The organism is Agrobacterium sp. M50-1 (assembly GCF_049843495.1).
GTDB classification, from domain to species: Bacteria; Pseudomonadota; Alphaproteobacteria; order Rhizobiales; family Rhizobiaceae; genus Agrobacterium; species Agrobacterium radiobacter.
In genome coordinates this window covers 25,750-42,378 of record NZ_JBBHZH010000001.1, presented here as the reverse complement: position 1 = coordinate 42,378, position 16,629 = coordinate 25,750, and the positions used below count along the sequence as shown (strand labels likewise).

The window sequence follows — 16,629 nt, the reverse complement described above, 5'->3', positions numbered from 1 at the left end:
GGGAGGATTCCCTCATGGCGCACAGCAATGAAAAAGCCACCGTTCTGGCGAGTCTGGATGAGCTGGAGCGGTTTTGCCGCACCGTTTTCCTGGCCGCCGGCACTGATGACGAAACGGCCGATGCGGCGACACGCGCCATGATGCATGGCACAAGGCTCGGTGTGGACAGCCATGGAGTTCGCCTGCTTGCCCATTATATTACCGCGCTCGAAGGCGGGCGTCTCAATCGGCGGCCGCAGATAGCCCGTGTTTCCGGCTTCGGCGCAGTGGAAACGATCGATGCCGACCACGCCCATGGCGCCCGCGCCACCTATGCGGCCATGGACAGCGCCATGTCGCTTGCGGAAAAATTCGGCATCGGCGCGGTGGCGATCCGTAACTCCTCACATTTCGGCCCGGCCGGCGCCTATGCGCTGGAAGCTGCGCGACAGGGTTATATCGGCCTCGCCTTCTGCAATTCGGACAGTTTCGTGCGCCTGCATGATGGCGCCATGCGTTTCCACGGCACCAACCCCATCGCCATTGGCGTGCCGGCAGCAGATGACATGCCCTGGCTGCTGGACATGGCCACCAGCGCGGTGCCCTATAATCGCGTTCTGCTTTACCGGAGCCTCGGCCAGCAGCTGCCGCAAGGCGTCGCCTCTGATGGAGACGGCGTCGATACGCGCGATCCGCATGCCGTTGAAATGCTTGCCCCGGTCGGCGGCGAGTTCGGGTTCAAGGGTGCGGCACTTGCGGGAATGGTGGAGATTTTCAGTGCTGTGCTCACGGGCATGAAACTCAGCTTCGATATCGCTCCCATGGGCGGGCCGGATTTTGCCACGCCGCGCGGGCTTGGGGCCTTCGTTCTGGCGCTGAAGCCGGAAGCCTTCCTGGAACGGGAGGCGTTCGATGAGGGCATGAAACGTTATCTCGAGGTCCTGCGGGAATCCCCCGCGCGGGAAGACTGCAAGGTCATGGCGCCGGGTGACCGGGAGTGGGCGGTGGCCGCAAAACGGGAAAGGGAAGGGGCTCCTGTCGATCCCGTCACGCGAGAGGCGTTCTCGGAACTCGCGGCAAGATTCTCGGTTAGTCCGCCCGCCTATCATTAAATCTGCCTGCGGCTTTCCGTCTTCAGCCCAGAGTCAGGCGGGGCGCAGCAGCATGTTCGGGTGCGGATAGGCGGCGGCGGCCGGGCTCAGCCTTTCGGCGACGACGGGGCGGCCGATATAATAACCCTGCGCGTAGTCGATCTCCATCTGCCGCACCAGCCTTAGCTGTTCCTCAGTCTCCACGCCTTCAATCAGGATCCTGTGGCCGCGGTTGCGGATGAGGCGGATCATGTCCTGCAGCATCGCCCGGCCGCGCGGGGTCTTGCTGTCATGCAGGAAGGAGCGGTCGATCTTGACGGTATCGAAATCCGTCATGCGCAGCCACGAAAGGCCTGCGAAACCAGTTCCGAAATCATCCAGCCAGATATTGATGCCGAGCGTCTTCAGGTCGTTCAGACACCGCAGCACGTCCGAATGCATTTCCATGTCGACGCCTTCGGTGATTTCGAAGGCGAGCCTGTTGCCGGCAATGCCGGCCTCCACGAGAATGGCCGCGACCGAGGTGGCGAAACCGGGATTTTTCAATTGCATCGGCGAGACGTTGACGCTGACGACAGCGACCTTGTCATCGGCCAGTATCTGTTTGCAGACGGTCTTGATGGTCCACAGGCCCAGTTCCATGATCGTGCCGGTGCGCTCGGCAATCGGAATGAAAATACCGGGTGCAACAGGGTTCCCGTCCAGCAGGCGAAGCCGCATCAGCGCTTCGACCCCTGCTGTCTCATTGGTCGAGACGTTGAGAATCGGCTGGTAGACGAGGGAAACGAGGTTTTCCGCAATGGCGATTTTCAGCAGCGCGGCAATGTTCTCTGTCTCGTCGCTGGTCTGCGGATCATCGGGATCGAACAGCTTCATGCAGTTGCGGCCGTTGCCCTTGGCAATATAGAGCGCGCGGTCGGCTTCATTGATGATCTTTTCCAGCTTGCCGTCCGGATTGGGGCGGGTGAAGGACGCACCGATGCTGACGGTGACGATGAAGGTGCCGTCCCGGCGCTGGTCATGGGCGAGCGACAGGTTTTCAACGGTGTGGCGGATCGTCTCGGCCAGCTCGCCAACCTGCTGCTTGGACTTGAACGGCGCGAGCACGATGAATTCCTCACCGCCATAGCGGCCGATTGAGGCGCCGTGTTCGGTGATGGCATCCTGCAGGGCGGTGCCAACAGTCATCAGGCATTTGTCGCCTTCCTGATGGCCGTAACGGTCGTTGTATTTCTTGAAGAAGTCGACGTCGATCAGGAAAACGGCAAAGCCTTCTTCCTTCCTGATCCAATTGTCCCACAACAGGCGCAGATGATGATCAATGGCGCGGCGGTTCTGAAGGCCGGTCAGGGAGTCGGTGTTGGAAAGCCGCAGCAGCGCCTGGCCACGCTCGTCCGCCGCCTTCTGCTGCGCCTTCGCCTCCAGCCCGTTCACGAAGACGTGGTAGCGCTCCCGGTTCAGGTTCCAGTTCACGTAGGAAGTGAAGACGAAGCAGGAAATGTAGAAGGTGCCGAAGGCGAACTTGTAGAACGAATCTTCGGGAAACTGTGTCGCCGCCAGAAAATAGGTAACAAGAATAATGCCCGAAGACACCAGCGACAGATGAAAGCGGAAGGTGAAAAACAGGTTGGCGCCCATCATGAAGATCGCCCCGAAAACCATGTAATAGGACATGTTTTCGGTATTGTCGGTCAGCAGCGAAGGTAATAGCCAGCCGATATAACCCATGACGAGAGCGGTGGCGCAGGTAATATCAAGCGCCGCAGTGCTGGCGCCATTGCGCAGCTGAATTTCCAGCGTCAGCAGCGATGAAATGACGACGGCGAAACGTGCGAGAATGGTGTAAGATGCGACGTCGGGTATCAGAATGATGTCGGTTGCGGCAAACAGCAGATAGATGAAAACAGCGGTCCACAGGCCCCGTCGGATTGAACCACGGCGGCTGCGCTCACCTTCCTGCTGGTAAAGGGCAAGAAGTTCCTCAGAAAACCGGGACTCCGGCCGCCGATAGTCTTGCTGTCCACTCACCTCTCCCAATGTGTGCTTCATGCACTTTCCCATAGTGTTGCGTATACTTTATTAAGTAACTGCTTATTCCACTTTTCCGTGTGCTGTCGCACCCAGTGCGGGTTCCCGTCGATCTCTGCCGATGTGCGCGGAGAACATGGAAAGGAAGAACGCATCATACGTTCGCAACATTAAGTTTCACTAAATCGCGTATCCGCTTTCTCCCGTACTTACGAGTGTGACCAAAAAAATACGCTAATCTACTAATGTATCCCTACACCGCACAAAAATCGAAAGCGAGTGGCCTTCCGTCTCCCAGAAACGTATAGTTAACAATGTGTTAATACTGGAGGCTGAAGTGGTGCGGGTAAAGAAGAAAAATCTTGACGGGGCAAGTCTGATTACCCCGGATACTGTCGCAAAAGAGATTTTTGCACGCAGGACGGAAACATTCGATGAGCAGTTCGCAGTTGCGAAAGCAGAGGTGGCGCTCATTCTCGAATTGGCACAACAGCAATTCGACAATCGTGTTTCAGCACGTGAGATAATACATAGAACGGCGGGCGCACTTCATGGCCTGCGGGAAAATCTCCACTCCAGCGTGTGGGCTGAACTGATTCCGCTGGTACAGAATCACCCCGTTTCGAACCATTTTCTGGAGGACCCGTTCACGCGGTGGTCTTTCGAAAAGCCGCGGGGTTATTCGGGCGATGCGCAATTGCTCGATTTCATTTATGGTCACGACAGTGTTGCCGAACTGGTGAAGAAGGCCACGCCGCTCGGTGCGGCCCTTTACGATTACACGAAGGACGCCAGTTCCTCGGTCGCCGTGCGCGAGCGGCGCGATTTGCTGACACGGTTCGTTGACGAGGCCGCAGCCCGGCACGGCAATGAGACGGAAATCCTCACCATCGCGTCCGGCCATCTGCGCGAGGCGGATGCCTCCGTGGCGCTGAAAGAGGGCGGGATCAAGCGCTGGGTGGCGCTCGATCAGGATCCCTTGAGCGTCGGTTCCGTCGCCCGCGATTTCAACGGCAGCTGCATCGAGGCGATCGATGGTTCCGTGCGTGATATCGTGCTGCGCACGCAGGAACTCGGCACTTTCGACCTGATCTATGCGGCCGGTCTTTACGATTATCTGAACGACCGCGTGGCTATCAAACTCACGCGCCGCTGCATGGAGATGCTGAAACCCGGCGGCATGTTCCTCTTCGCCAATTTCTCGGAAGACATCGTCGTCGACGGTTATATGGAGACCTTCATGAACTGGGCGCTGCTATTGCGCTCCAAGGCGGATATGTGGCGGATCGTCAATGCAAGCGCCGACCCTTCCAGCATCGAGGCGGAGGTGTTTTTCGGCGAAAACCACAATATCGTCTACGCGACGATGCGTAAGAAGGCGTGAGACCTCAAGGTCGATAGAAAGCTACCCTCGGCACTCGTTCACGGGAAGCGAGCGAGTGCGCCTTTCGCCTTCTCCCCGCCGGGGAGAAGGTCGCGGCAGCGGGATGAGGGGGCAAGGGTCGTGAGATGCGGAGAGCTCGCCCCCTCATCCGACCCTTCGGGCCACCTTCTCCCCGTCGGGGAGAAGAAATGGGCGGAGACGCCGTGCCCCATCTCTTTGCTTGCGACTTCCTGTTCCCCGCCTGTCCGCCGCCAATAACCATTTGATTAAACGCCGTCGCGGGCCTAAGAATCCGCGCCGAATGCGTTGCAGAATGGAATGGCTGAAATGAAGAGATATTATTCGGATATGGGTGGTCTGCCGGGGCAGACGGAACTTCTGTCGAGCAAGGCGGTGTTCAAGACCGCTTATGCGGTCATCCCCAAAACCGTCATGTCCGATATCGTGACAAGTGTGCTGCCGCACTGGACCGGCACCCGGGCCTGGATCATCGCCCGGCCGATGACGGGTTTTTCCGAAACTTTCGCGCAATATATCGTTGAGGTGCAGCCCGGCGGCGGCAGCGACCGGCCGGAACCGGACGCACGGGCCGAGGCGGCGATCTTCGTCGTTGACGGCGAAATGACCGTGGAGTTCGAAGGCGTGCAGCATGGCCTGCGAGAGGGTTCCTTTGCCTTCCTGCCTGCCGGCTCCCGCTGGCAGCTTCGCAATTCGGGCAAGGCGCCTGTCAAGTTCCACTGGGTCCGCAAGGCGTTTCAGGCGGTCGAGGGTCTGGAGCCGCCGCCGGTGATCTTCACGCATGAAGATGACAACACTCTCTCGCCCATGCCCGACACGGACGGCAAATGGGCAACGACCCGTTTCATCGATCCGGAGGATGTACGTTACGACATGCACCTCAACATCGTCACCTTCGAGCCGGGCGCGACCATTCCCTTCATGGAAACCCATGTGATGGAACACGGCCTTTATGTGCTGGAAGGCAAGGCCGTCTACCGGCTGAACGAGGATTGGGTGGAAGTGCAGGCGGGTGACTTCATGTGGCTGCGCGCCTATTGCCCGCAGGCTTGTTATGCGGGTGGACCGGGCCGCTTTCGTTACCTGCTCTACAAGGATGTGAACCGGCACGTGAAGCTCTGGTAACGGGCATCATAGTCACAGAACCCGGGAATTATCGCGCAATCCGAAGGTTTGCGCGATAAATGCTTGCGTTAAATCGAATATCTCTAATAAATCCGGTGATGCGGGCGGCCATTGCCGCCCCGCACCCTTTCGGCCTTCATCCGCATTTACCTCAAGAAGAATGCCCGCATGAGTGAGACGATCGATACCAACATCTTCAACCTCGCGCCCGTGGCGATGTGGATAGAAGATTTCAGCGACGTGAAAAGCCAGTTCGATATCTGGCGGTCGCAGGGCGTCGAGGATATCAGGACGTTTCTTCTCGAAGATTTATCAAGGGTTGCAGCCTGCTCCCAGAAAATCCGTGTGATCAAGGTCAACGCCAGGACGCTGGAGCTGTTCGAGGCGCGTGATCAGGCTCATCTCGTTGACAATCTGCACCGGATTTTTCGTGACGACATGCTGGAAAGCCATGTGAACGAGCTTTCCGAACTCTGGGCGGGCAAGACGGAATTCACCAGCAACGCGGTCAATTATTCAATCGGCGGCAAGCGGCTGGATATTCAGTTGCGCGGCGCGGTCATCCCCGGCCACGAAGAAACACTCGGGCGGCTGCTTTTGACCACCGAGGATGTGACGGAGCGGGAGGAGGCCCGCCGCAAGGAGCGTCTCAACCGCCGTTACGCCGAAGGCATGTTCAAACATTCGCCCGTTTCCCTGTGGGTGGAAGATTTCAGCCGGGTGCGGCGATTGATCGAGGAGGTCAGGGAGCGCGGCATCATCGATTTCCGCGTGTTCATGGATGTTCATCCCGAATTCGTGCGGCAATGCATGAGCGAAATTCGCGTCATCGACGTCAACCGCGCGACGCTCGACCTGTTCTGCGCGCCGGACCGGCAGGTTCTGTTGCAGCGGCTTGGCGATATTTTCCGCGGCGAGATGGAAAAGCCGTTCCGCGAACAGCTGATGGAGCTTTGGAACGGCAATCTCAACCACCATCGCGAGGTGGTGAATTATGCGCTTGACGGTTCGGAGCGGCACGTTCTCCTGCATTTTTCCGTTTTTCCGGGCCATGAGCACGACTGGTCGCTGGTGCAGGTGGCGCTGACGGACATTACCGCGCGCAAAAAGGCTGAAGCCTATCTCGAATATCTCGGCAAGCACGATGTGCTGACCAAGCTGCACAACCGCGCCTTCTATTCGGATGAGTTGAACAGGCTGGAACGCAACGCCCTCAGGCCGGTTTCTGCGATTGTCATCGATCTCAACGGCCTGAAGGACGCCAATGACAAGCTGGGGCACGATGCCGGTGACGCGTTGTTGCGGCGCATGGGCGAGGTGCTGAACGGCGTGGTGACCGCGCCGAACCATGCCGCGCGTATCGGCGGCGACGAATTCGCCATCCTTCTTCCCGGCGCCGACAAGCAGGTTGCCGCCGCCATGGTCGAAACCGTTTATGAGCTGCTGAAGATCAACAACCAGTTCTATTCCAGCGCGCCGCTCAGCCTGTCGCTGGGTGTGGCGACCAGCGAGGCCGGCGAGACGATGGAATCGCTGGTGCGCCGCGCCGATATGAATATGTACGAGCAGAAGAACGCCTATTATGCGGCCCTGCGCAACAGATCCGCCGATAATAGCGACACGACGAATAACGGTGCGCCGGAATCCACCTCGCTGAAGCGTCTGTTCTAAGGGGGGAGGGCGTCTGGGACATTCCCTCAGCCCCGACGTCATCCTCGGCCTCGTGCCGAGGATCTAATCACGTCGAATAAAATCAATCGGTTGCAGATCCTCGGGACAGGCCCGAGGATGACGTCGAGAGAATGTTTATCTCCGGAATCTAAACCGCACAGCGGTGGCTTGGACGTGACGGAAGCAGCGGAAAGCTTCATTCGTCCGGCTGTCGCCTCCGGCCCGTCGCAATATGTCCTGCCTTGAACGCCAGTTAGTCCTCCGTTCCCAATTACAGCGCCCCTGTGCAAACCGTCTCACGCCTTCACAAGCGCGTGAGATGGCTTTTGCACTGCAACAATTTCATTGCCAAATTTTACATACGTCTTAGTATGTATGTAAATGTGACCTTTTTTATGGATTCGGAGCGCAGTATGGCGAACAGATTGAGGCAGATCGCGGCGGTGTTGTTGACGGGCATCGTTTTGGTCGGATGTAGCGATGAGCAGGCCTCAGCGCCCGGCGCGCCGCCGCCCGGTGCCGTGAAGATCGTGACGGTGAAGCAGGAAGAGCTTCCCATTACCAACGAATTGCCCGGACGCATTGCGCCGACGCGGCTTGCCGAAGTGCGCCCGCGTGTCTCCGGCATCATCGTGGAGCGGGTATTCGAACAGGGCTCGCTGGTACAGGAAGGGGATGTTCTCTACCGGATCGATCCCGCGCCGTTTCAGGTGCGTGTCGACAGCGCCGAAGGCACGTTACGCCGGGCGCAGGCCGCGCAGCTTCAGGCGCGGCAGACCGCCGACAGGCAGCAGCAGCTGCGCCGGTCCAATGTTGGTTCCCAGCAGGAGTTTGACAATGCCATCGCCCAGCTGGCGCAGGCCGATGCCGAGGTGGCCGTGGCCGAAGCCGGCGTCGCGGAAGCGAAGCTCAATCTGCAATATGCCGATGTCAAAGCCCCGATCGGCGGCCGGATCGGCCGCGCACGTATTACTGAAGGCGCACTTGTCAGCGCCACCGGCTCGGAAAATCTGGCGACGATCCAGCAGCTTGATCCGATCTATGCCGACTTCACCCAGCCGGCCGCCGATCTCATCCGGCTGCGCAAGGCCCTGCAGGATGGCAAGCTGATGACCGGCCCGAACGAAGCCGAAGTCAATCTGCTGTTTGATGACGGCAGCCGCTACCCCGTTCCGGGTCGCCTGCTGTTTTCTGAAGCCGCGGTAGATGAAACCACCGGTCAGGTGACGCTGCGCGGTGAATTCCCGAACCCGAACGGCGATCTGCTGCCGGGCATGTATGTGCGCGTGCAGATCCAGCAGGGCATCCAGAAAGCCGCCTTCGCCGTGCCGCAGCAGGCGGTTCAGCGCGATGCCGGCGGTCAGGCCAGTGTGCTTGTCGTTAATGCCGAAGACACGGTTGAGCAGCGTCGCGTCAGCGTTGGCCGCTCCGTCGGCGATCGCTGGGTAATTTCCGAGGGCCTGAAGGATGGCGACCGCGTCGTGGCCGAAGGTTTCCAGAAGACCGCTCCGGGCGCGAAGGTGAAGCCGGAACCGTGGTCTGATGAGGCCGATGTCGCCACTACCGCCGGCAGTGAGAGCGCGGCTCCCGCTGCGAAGCAATAAGGACCGATTTTATGGCACGTTTTTTCATCGATCGGCCCATTTTTGCCTGGGTCGTCGCCATCTTCATCATGCTGGCGGGCCTGCTTGCCATTCCCATGCTGCCGATTGCGCAATATCCGAATGTCGCCCCGCCGCAGATCTCCGTCTCGACCACCTATCCGGGCGCGTCGCCGGAGGATATTTACCAGAGCGTCACGCGTCCCATCGAAGAAGAGCTGAACGGGGTTCCCGGCCTGATCTACTTCGAATCGACGTCGGAATCCTCGGGTCGCATTTCCATCAACGTCACCTTTGCGCCGGGCTCCAACATCGGTGAAGCCCAGGTGGAGGTTCAAAACCGCATTGCGCGCGTCGAACCCCGCCTGCCGCAGGCGGTGACGCAGCAGGGCCTGCGCGTGGAGCAGGCGGGCACGTCGTTCCTGATGATGGTGGCGCTCACCTCCGTCGACGGCAACACGGATGCTATCGGTCTCGGCGATTATCTCAGCCGCAACGTTCTCGGCGAGTTGCGCCGCGTTCCCGGCGTCGGCAGCGCGCAATTGTTCGCCACCCAGCGCTCCATGCGTATCTGGATGGACCCGGACAAGATGCTGGGCCTCAGCCTCACCTCGAACGACGTCATCGGCGCCATTCAGGCGCAGAATTCGCAGGTTGCCGCTGGCCGCATCGGCGCATCGCCAAATCCCATCGGCCAGCAGATTTCCGCAACGGTCAACGTGCAGGGCCAGCTCACCTCGCCGGAAGAATTCGGCTCCATCGTGCTGCGCGCCAATCCGGACGGCTCCTCCGTGCGGCTGCGCGATGTCGCGCGGGTGGAAGTGGGCGGCGAAAGCTATAACTTCTCGAGCCGCCTGAACGGCAAGCCGAGCGCCGCCATCGGCGTGCAGCTTTCGCCCACCGGCAATGCGTTGCAGACCTCCGAGGGCGTTCGCGCCACCATGGAGGAACTGTCCCGATATTTCCCGCCGGGTCTGGAATATGAAATTCCCTATGACACCAGCCCCTTCGTGAAAATCTCGATCCAGAAGGTGATCAACACGCTGGTGGAGGCGATCATCCTCGTCTTCGTGGTGATGTTCGTCTTCCTGCAGAATATCCGCTACACCATCATCCCGACACTGGTGGTGCCCGTGGCGCTGCTCGGCACGTGCGCCATCATGTATGTCTCGGGTTTCTCGATCAACGTTCTGACCATGTTCGCCATGGTTCTCGCCATCGGCATTCTCGTCGATGACGCGATTGTCGTCGTCGAGAATGTCGAGCGCATCATGGCGGAGGAGCATCTGTCGCCCAAGGAGGCCACCCGCAAGGCGATGGGCCAGATTTCCGGCGCGATCATCGGCATCACGCTGGTGCTGACGGCCGTGTTCGTGCCCATGGCCTTCTTCCCGGGCGCCGTCGGCATCATCTACCAGCAGTTCAGCCTGACCATGGTGGTGTCGATCCTGTTTTCGGGCTTCCTTGCTTTGTCGCTCACGCCCGCGCTCTGCGCGTCGTTCCTGAAGCCCATCAAGGCCGGGCACCATGAGAAGAAGGGCTTCTTCGGCTGGTTCAACCGGGGCTTCGACAAGGCGTCGCACAAATATTCCTCGTCCGTCGGCAGCATCATCAAGCGTTCCGGCCGCTTTATGGTCATCTACGCGGCTTTGCTGGCCGGTCTTGGCTGGGCGTATATGCAACTGCCGAGCTCGTTCCTTCCAAACGAAGATCAGGGCTACCTGATCGTTGACATTCAGGCGCCGGCGGAAGCCAGCAGCGACCGCACCCTGCAATCCATCCAGCAGATCGAAAAGATCTTCATGGAAGAGCCGGCGGTGGATCGTGTGATTGCGGTTTCGGGGTTCTCCTTCTCCGGCTCCGGCCAGAATGCGGGTCTCGCCTTCGCCACCCTGAAGGACTGGAGCGAACGCGGACCGAACGATTCCGCCGCCGCCATATCGGCGCGCGTCAACGCCAAGCTGTGGGGTCTTCCGGACGCCATGTCGTTTGCGCTGTCGCCGCCGCCGATCCAGGGCCTCGGCAATTCCAGCGGCTTCACCTTCCGCCTGCAGGATCGCTCGGGCGCGGGACAGGCGGCTCTCAGCGCTGCCGGTGCGCAACTGATGGCCGCGGCCCGTCAGAGCCCCATCCTCGCGGGTCTTCGTATCGAAGGCATGCCGGATGCGGCGCAGGTCAATCTCATCATCGACCGTGAGAAGGCCAATACGTTCGGCGTCACCTTCAGCGACATCAACGCCACCATCTCGGCCAATATGGGCTCGTCCTACGTCAACGACTTCCCCAATGCCGGCCGCATGCAGCGCGTGACGGTGCAGGCGGAACAGGGCCAGCGCATGAAGACGGAGGATCTCCTGAACCTCAACGTCCGCAATGCCAATGGCGGCATGGTGCCGGTGAGCTCATTCGCCACGGTGGAATGGGTGCGCGGTCCCTCGCAGGTGGTCGGTTACAACGGCTATCCGGCTGTGCGTATCGGCGGCCAGTCCGCACCGGGCTATTCTTCCGGTGACGCCATTGCCGAAATGGAGCGTCTGGCGAGCGAATTGCCTGCTGGTTTCGGTTTCGAATGGACCGGGCAGTCGCTGCAGGAAATCCAGTCCGGTTCGCAGGCGCCGGCGTTGATTGGGCTCAGCGTTCTGTTCGTCTTTCTTCTGCTGGCAGCGCTTTACGAAAGCTGGTCCATTCCGCTCTCCGTCATGCTGGTGGTGCCGCTTGGCGTCATCGGCTCGGTGGCGGCTGTCATGCTGCGCGGCATGCCGAACGACGTCTACTTCCTGGTGGGCCTCGTCGCCATCATCGGCCTGTCCGCAAAGAACGCGATCCTGATCATCGAATTCGCCAAGGATTTGCGGGCGGAAGGAAAATCCACCTATGATGCGACGGTGGAGGCGGCGCACTTGCGCTTCCGGCCGATCCTGATGACGTCGCTTGCCTTCTCGCTCGGCGTGCTACCAATGGCGATCGCCTCCGGTGCGAGTGCGGCGAGCCAGAACGCCATCGGCACCGGCGTTCTGGGCGGCATGATCTCGGCGACGATCCTCGCGATCTTCTTCGTCCCCGTCTTCTTCGTATTTGTCATGAATATTTTCGGGGATCGGAAGAAGGAGAAAGAGATTGCTGCTGACGCCGTATCGCCGGCGGAATAAAACGAGTGTGGAGGCCGGGCTAAAAGTCATTTGAATGCGTTCATCTGATTGACAGCGCGGTACTGCAAAGAAGGCACGGTGCGAAAGCGCCGTGCCGCGATTGGAAGGAGACATCAGCATGCGCCGAACCAAGGCCGAGGCAGAAGAGACGCGTCAGGCGATCCTTGCCGCTGCCGAGCGGGTGTTCTTCAAAAAGGGCGTTGCCAACAGCTCCCTCGATGAGGTGGCGGCTGCGGCCGGCGTCACGCGCGGAGCGATCTACTGGCATTTTTCCAGCAAGAGCGATCTCTTTATCGGCCTCTATCAATCGGTGTCCCTGCCGGAATCGGATCTGCTCGATTTCGGCGACCCCGACGTCAAGGGGCTGGCTCTGCTGGCCAAGATCGAGGAAGCCGCCTGCAAATGGCTGACGCTTCTTTCAAAAGATGAACAGCGCCAGCGCATCATGACCATCAGCCTGCGCACCAATTACTCCGATGAGTTCGCTCCGGTGCTGCACGCACAGGAAGAACTGGACCGGTATCACAAGGATCGGCTTGAGGGCGCTTTCGCGCGGGCGCAGGCGGAAGGTGCATTCAACGACAACTGGACGGCGGACTCTGCGCTCGACGCGCTCTACTGGCTGCTGAAGGGCATGTGCTCCGACTGGCTGCTGTTCGGCAAGCGTTTCGATCTGGCCAGGGAGGGCGCCGAAGCTGTGCACCGTCTGATGAAGGGGTTCAAGCGCTCCTCCGCATCCTGACAGGACTTTCGGGACCTTCGGGTCTGCGGTTCATACGGTCAAATTTGAGTGTATTCTAAAAGACCAGCGAAAATTGCTTTACGTACCTCAAAACGAACGCTAGCTTCTTCTTCGAGCTTTGGGAGGAGTTCGCAGATGGTCATTTCAAATAAAATTAAGGGGCAAGCGCCGTCCGTTCCTACCGGACACCGGTGACGGCACATGGCTTTTGCTGACGAATCTCCAGACCATGCCCTTATCCGGACGGTTGGGCTGTCGAAGTCTTTCGGGCCGGTACAGGTTTTGAAGGATATCGAGATCGCGGTGCGTGCCGGTGAGGTCCACGCGATCATAGGCGAGAATGGCGCCGGCAAGTCGACGCTGATGAAGCTTCTGGCCGGCAATGAAAAGCCGTCGGGCGGGGAAATCCGCATCGATGGCGAAGCCGTGACGCTGAGCGGCCCCGTGGATGCCGAACATCGCGGCATTGTTCTCGTGCATCAGGAAATATTGCTGGCGCCCGATTTGACGGTGGCGCAGAACATTTATCTCGGCCGCGAAGTGCGCAGAGGCGCCATGGTGGATGACCGCGCCATGCGCGCCGGCGCCCGCAAGGCGATCGCCGATCTTGGCGGTACGATCGATCCGGACGCCATTGTCGGCAGCCTTTCTATTGCCCAGCGGCAGCTGGTGCAGATCGCCCGCGTTCTGCTCGTGCCGCATCGCGTGGTCATTTTTGATGAGCCGACGGCGAGCCTTACGCCCATCGAAACGGATGCGCTGCTGAATGTCATCAGGGACATCCGGGCAAAGGGCGTGGCCGTGCTTTATATTTCGCACCGTCTGCCTGAAGTGAAGGAGATTGCCGACCGGGTGACGGTTCTGCGTGACGGCAAGCTGATCGCTTCCCATCCGGCATCGGCGCTGGAGCCTGCCGATATGGCGCGGCTCATGGTGGGGCGCGACGTGGCCAAGCTTTATCCGGACCGCGCCGCCGGCGGCGAGCACGAGCCGGTTCTGCAGGTGGAGCATTTTACCGTTCCGGGGTATGCTCAGGATGCCGGTTTCAGCCTGCGCAGGGGCGAAATCCTTGGTTTCGCCGGTCTGGTCGGCGCCGGCAGAACGGAACTCATGGAAGGAATACTCGGCCTGCGCGCCGGGCGGGGAACCGTGCGGCACCACGGCGGGCCGGTGCATTTCGCAAAGGCGGAAGACAGCCTGAAGGCCGGCATCGTTTATCTGAGCGAGGACCGCAAGGGCAAGGGGTTGCTGCTTGGCAAGGATCTGCGGATCAACTTGACACTGGCCTCGCTCAGGAAATTCAGCCGGATGTTCCAGATCGACACGCGGCGCGAAACGGCGGCGCTCGATGATGCGGTGCGCGATTTCGATATTCGCACTGGCCGCAAGGATTTGCTTGCGGGCCAGCTCTCCGGCGGCAACCAGCAGAAGCTGCTGCTCGCCAAGATGATGCTTCTCGATCCCTCCATCGTCATCATCGACGAACCGACACGGGGCATCGACATCGGCACCAAGGAGCAGATCTACCGCTTTATCGCCAAGCTCGCGGATGAGGGGCGTTCGATCATCGTCGTTTCCTCGGAAATGCCGGAGCTGATCGGTATCTGTGATCGTATTCTGGTGATGCGTTCGGGCAGGATCGTCGGTGAGGTGACCGGCGAGCGCATGACCGAAAACGACATCGTGGCGCTGGCGACGGGCGTTCATACGCAGGAACCTGCCTGAGCGCCCGTGTCCTGAAAAATATGGCCTGATAAAAGAAACTGAGGGAAAACATGACTGAGGCCGCATTTGATAACGGCAAAACGCCGAAGACCTCGAAGGACTGGGACCTGCGAGCGGTTGCGCCTTTTGTGGCGCTGGCCCTGCTTCTGGTTCTCGGCGCCATCGCCAATCCCAATTTCATCGGCATCGACAATCTGTTGAATGTCGTCACCCGCAGCGCCTTCATCGCCATCATCGCGCTCGGCGCCACTTATGTCATCACGTCAGGCGGGCTTGATCTGTCGGTCGGCGCCATGGTTGCATTTGTCGCCAGCCTGATGATCCTGTTCATGAATAGCGGCGTCATCGCCAGTCCGCTCTTGATGCTGCTCACCGCCATGGCTCTGGCGCTCGCCATCGGCGCGGCCTGCGGGCTGACAAACGGCCTCATCACCACGGTCGGCCGCATCGAGCCCTTCATCGCCACGCTCGGCACCATGGGCATCTATCGCGGGTTGACCACATGGCTGTCACAGGGCGGCGCGATCACGCTGCGCAATCCGGAAATCCAGACGCTGTATCGCCCGGTCTATTTCGGCAATGTCCTTGGCGTGCCGGTGCCTGTCATCGTCATCTTCGTCACCGCCGCAATAGCCGCCTTCGTGCTTTACCGCACCCGCTATGGCCGGCATCTCACGGCCGTCGGCTCCAGTGAGGATGTGGCGCGTTACTCCGGCATTTCGGTCGCACGGGTCCGCACCATCGCTTATGTGGTGCAGGGGCTCTGCGTCGCCGTTGCGGTGCTGCTTTACGTGCCGCGTCTCGCCTCCACCTCGGCCACGACAGGCATGTTGTGGGAGCTGCAGGCCATCACCGCCGTCGTCGTCGGCGGCACGGCGCTGAGAGGCGGGGTAGGGCGCATCTGGGGTACCATCTGCGGCGCCTTCATTCTGGAGATCGTCGGCAATATCATGATCCTGTCGAACTTCGTCAGCGAATATCTGATCGGCGCCATTCAGGGCGCGATCATCATCATCGCCATGCTGGTGCAGCGTTCGCTCAGCCGCAGGTGACGTATCACGCCGCGCGATGAGGGGCACGCGCGGTTGAAGGAGGAACGCCCCGGTCTTGGGAGGAAAGAGACTATGCGTAGTAAATTCATCGGTGTGGCCTTTGCCGCGCTGGCCACGGTGCTTGCGGGTTCAGCGCATGCGCAGGACAAGAAGGTCACCATCGGCGTGTCCATTCCGGCGGCCGACCATGGCTGGACGGCGGGCGTCGTTTATCATGCCGAGCGTGTGGCGAAGCTGCTGATGCAGGAGCATCCGGGGCTCAACGTCATTGTCAAGACGTCGCCGGATGCCGCCAATCAGGCGAACGCGCTTCAGGACCTTGCCGTGCAGGGGCTTGACGCGCTTGTCGTGCTGCCATCCGATCCCGATCCGCTGGTCAACGCCATCAAGGAGATCAAGGACAAGGGCACCTTCGTCGCGCTCGTCGACCGCGCGCCGAGCGTCAACGACAATTCGATCCGCGATCTCTATGTTGCCGGCAACAACCCGGCGCTTGGTCAGGTGGCCGGCGAATACATCAAGAAGACGACGCCGGATGCCGAAGTTGTGGTTATTCGCGGCCTGCCGATCCCGATCGACCAGCAGCGCCAGGATGGTTTCGACAAGGGTATCGCCGGCTCCAGCGTCAAGGTTCTCGACCGGCAATATGGCAACTGGAACCGCGACGACGCCTTCCGCGTGATGCAGGACTATCTGACCAAGTACAAGAAGATCGACGTGGTCTGGTGTCAGGATGACGACATGGCGATCGGCGTGCTGGAGGCTATCCAGCAGGCGAAACGGACCGATATCCAGTATATCGTTGCGGGCGCCGGTTCCAAGGACATGATCAAGAAGGTCATGGATGGCGACAAGCTGGTCCCGGTCGATGTGCTCTACCCGCCGGCGATGGTGGCGACAGCCATGCAGCTGACGGCCGGGCATTTCTACGATCAGGTCCCGGTCGCGGGTGAGTATATCCTCGATGCGACCCTGATCACCAAGGACAATGCCGAGCAGTTCTACTTCCCGGATTCGCCGTTCTGATCTGACTTTCAGCCAGCATCGACGCCCGCCGCAAGGCG

Annotated in this window: 11 protein-coding genes; 10 read left to right on the top strand and 1 reads right to left on the bottom strand. The window is 60.1% G+C overall.

All coding sequences use genetic code 11. The features are described 5' to 3' along the window. The first annotated feature begins 14 nt into the window (after positions 1–14). Positions 15–1,091 (top strand): Ldh family oxidoreductase, encoded by a 1,077-nt coding sequence (locus tag WDZ78_RS00185; protein ID WP_425671985.1) that lies wholly within the window; start codon positions 15–17, stop codon positions 1,089–1,091. Positions 1,092–1,124: 33 nt separating this feature from the next. On the opposite strand, the gene WDZ78_RS00180 is transcribed toward WDZ78_RS00185, so the two are convergent. Beyond that, complete coding sequence (locus tag WDZ78_RS00180; RefSeq protein WP_425671984.1) at positions 1,125–3,119, bottom strand: putative bifunctional diguanylate cyclase/phosphodiesterase; 1,995 nt, start codon at positions 3,117–3,119, stop codon at positions 1,125–1,127. A gap of 316 nt (positions 3,120–3,435) precedes the next feature. On the opposite strand from WDZ78_RS00180, the gene WDZ78_RS00175 reads away from it, so the two are divergent. From WDZ78_RS00175 to WDZ78_RS00135, 9 genes are all read left to right on the top strand, one after another. Then, a complete protein-coding gene (locus WDZ78_RS00175; RefSeq protein ID WP_020011764.1) occupies positions 3,436–4,482 on the top strand; it encodes a class I SAM-dependent methyltransferase in 1,047 nt (348 codons plus the stop codon). 318 nt (positions 4,483–4,800) lie between these two features. Further along, the gene (locus WDZ78_RS00170; RefSeq protein WP_425671983.1) at positions 4,801–5,625 is read left to right on the top strand and encodes a bifunctional allantoicase/(S)-ureidoglycine aminohydrolase; all 825 of its coding nucleotides are present in this window, start codon (positions 4,801–4,803) and stop codon (positions 5,623–5,625) included. Positions 5,626–5,793: 168 nt separating this feature from the next. Continuing rightward, positions 5,794–7,296, top strand: a complete 1,503-nt coding sequence (locus WDZ78_RS00165; RefSeq protein WP_425671982.1) for a diguanylate cyclase domain-containing protein — start codon at positions 5,794–5,796, stop codon at positions 7,294–7,296. Between the two features lie 413 nt (positions 7,297–7,709). Beyond that, positions 7,710–8,900: an efflux RND transporter periplasmic adaptor subunit gene (locus tag WDZ78_RS00160; protein WP_425671981.1), complete on the top strand. Its 1,191-nt coding sequence runs from the start codon at positions 7,710–7,712 to the stop codon at positions 8,898–8,900. 11 nt (positions 8,901–8,911) lie between these two features. Then, positions 8,912–12,046, top strand: coding sequence for a multidrug efflux RND transporter permease subunit (locus tag WDZ78_RS00155; protein ID WP_425671980.1), 3,135 nt, complete (start codon positions 8,912–8,914; stop codon positions 12,044–12,046). A gap of 118 nt (positions 12,047–12,164) precedes the next feature. Next, positions 12,165–12,788 carry a TetR family transcriptional regulator gene (locus tag WDZ78_RS00150; RefSeq protein ID WP_020011759.1) on the top strand — a complete coding sequence of 208 codons (624 nt, stop codon included), beginning with the start codon at positions 12,165–12,167 and terminating at the stop codon, positions 12,786–12,788. Between the two features lie 201 nt (positions 12,789–12,989). Then, entirely contained in the window at positions 12,990–14,513 is a 1,524-nt protein-coding gene (locus tag WDZ78_RS00145; protein ID WP_026363936.1) for a sugar ABC transporter ATP-binding protein, read from the top strand. Between the two features lie 50 nt (positions 14,514–14,563). After that, positions 14,564–15,565 carry an ABC transporter permease gene (locus tag WDZ78_RS00140; protein ID WP_087745533.1) on the top strand — a complete coding sequence of 334 codons (1,002 nt, stop codon included), beginning with the start codon at positions 14,564–14,566 and terminating at the stop codon, positions 15,563–15,565. Between the two features lie 72 nt (positions 15,566–15,637). Then, on the top strand, positions 15,638–16,591 hold the full coding sequence (locus WDZ78_RS00135) for a substrate-binding domain-containing protein (RefSeq protein ID WP_174039848.1): 954 nt from the start codon (positions 15,638–15,640) through the stop codon (positions 16,589–16,591). The last annotated feature ends 38 nt before the right edge of the window (positions 16,592–16,629 follow it).